Annotated in this window: 2 protein-coding genes; one reads left to right on the top strand and one right to left on the bottom strand. The window is 68.2% G+C overall.

Annotated elements, in window-relative coordinates:
- On the bottom strand, positions 1-711 hold a 711-nt coding region (locus VG296_RS22090; RefSeq protein WP_325568596.1), incomplete at its 3' end, for a TetR/AcrR family transcriptional regulator.
- A 167-nt stretch (positions 712-878) separates the two neighbouring features.
- On the opposite strand from VG296_RS22090, the gene VG296_RS22085 reads away from it, so the two are divergent.
- Positions 879-1,804 (top strand): MMPL family transporter (locus VG296_RS22085; protein ID WP_325568594.1); only part of this gene is annotated, 926 nt, incomplete at its 3' end.

Genomic DNA, 1,804 nt, shown 5'->3' with positions numbered 1-1,804 from the left:
CTCCATCGCCACGGCGCCGTAGAGCGCCATCCAGCAGCGCAGGAACACTAGGAGAGCGCCGTCCGGCGCGTCGGTGCCCAGGGTGGTGCCGAACCGGCTGAGCTGCGCCCGCAGCCCCTCGTCGATCTCCGCGGGGCCTGGCACCGGGAAGTGGGTCGCGTTCCACAACTCGAAGAACAGGGTGTAGAACGTCGCCGCGAACTCCAGGGCGCACTCCTCGGCGACGTCGAACCTGCCGTCGTCGAGTCCGGGCAGCGGGACGCCGAACAGCAGCGTGAACTCATCTCTGTGACTCAGTCCCCAGCGGCGGAACGCGCGGCAGGCCGCCACCAACTTCAGCGTGAGGTGCCGCCTGACCTGCTCCGGTGCCGCGTTGCCGCGAGAGACGGCCGCACCCGCGTTGCTCAGCGTCACCTCGTCGATCGCCCGGCGGACATCACCGGACAGCTCACGGAAGATCGACGCGACCACATGCCTGAGCAGGTCCTCGTGGCTGCTGTAGTAGCGGTACAGGCCGGGCGCGGTCATCCCCATCTCGCGGGCGATGGCGCGCAGCGACATCGCCTCGGGTCCCTGCTCGACGAGCAGCCTGCGGGCCGTCGCGGTGATCTCCTCTGTCGTCGCCGCGCGCAGCCGGTCTCGCCTGGTCGGTGCCGTCACCGGGACCGGCTTGGCCGGCGTGGCCGGGGACGGGGATGGTGCCTGCGTCACGCGTACCTCCTGACTCCGTTTTACAGTGCGCGGCAACGGGCCGGAAGAACAAACGGCAAACACTCTTGACGCGAGTAAACGCTGTATGCAAAGTTAATCATGTAATCAGTTTACGGTGTTCACTCAGGATCCGCGTGAGGCGGAAACCATCATGGCCTGGAGGCGTGATGTTCGAGGCATGGGGACGCGGGCTCTACCGGGCGCGGCGGCTCACACTGGTTATCGGCCTGCTGTTCGCGGTGGGCGCCGCGGTGTGGGGAACCGGCGTCTTCGGCAAGCTCAACTCGGGTAACACGTTCACCCCGCCGAACAGCCAGAGCAACGTCGAGTCCAACCTCGCGGGCAGCCTGTTCGGCCGCAATGACGCCGACGTGGTCGTGCTTTTCCACAGCGCGGCGCGCACGGTCGCCGACCCGGTCTACCGGCAGGCGGTGGCGCAGTACCTGGCCGCCCTTCCTGGGAACCAGGTGACCAAGACCGCGACCTACTGGACGAGCGGGCAGCCGAACCTGGTCTCCGCCGACAAGCACTCCACCGATGCGGTCCTGCAACTCGCAGGCGGCTCCGGCCAGGCGCGTGACGACACCTATAAGGCGATAAAAGCGGACTTCCCCGCGGTGGCCGGCCCGCCGGGCGACGGCATCACCGTCAGCGTCGGCGGCGCCACGGCCACCGAAGTCGCCATTAACAGCGAGGTCAGCGCGAACATCGCCAGGGCCGAGTCGATCTCGTTCCCCGTGCTGCTTATCCTCCTGGTGATCATTTTCGGCAGCGTGGTGGCCGCCATCGCGCCGCTCGCGATCGGCGGCCTGGCCATCCTCGGCTCGCTCACCGTGCTCCGCCTGCTCACGTTGGCCACCACGGTCTCTGTCTACTCGGTGAACATCACCACGATCATGGGCCTGGGCCTTGGCATCGACTACGGCTTGTTCATCGTCACCAGGTTCCGCGAGGAACTCCGCCGCCAGGCTCTGCTTGCCCCGGGAGGGACGACCGCCCAGCCACCCCCAGGAAGCGTGGAGCGCGCCGTCGTGCGCACGGTGGCCACGGCGGGCCGCACGGTCCTCGTCTCCGGCGTCACGGTCGCGGTCGC

It is taken from the genome of Actinospica sp., from assembly GCF_035552695.1.
GTDB lineage: Bacteria > Actinomycetota > Actinomycetes > Streptomycetales > Catenulisporaceae > Actinospica.
The sequence above is the reverse complement of the archived record's forward strand: the minus strand, read 5'-3'. Positions and strand labels throughout refer to the sequence as shown.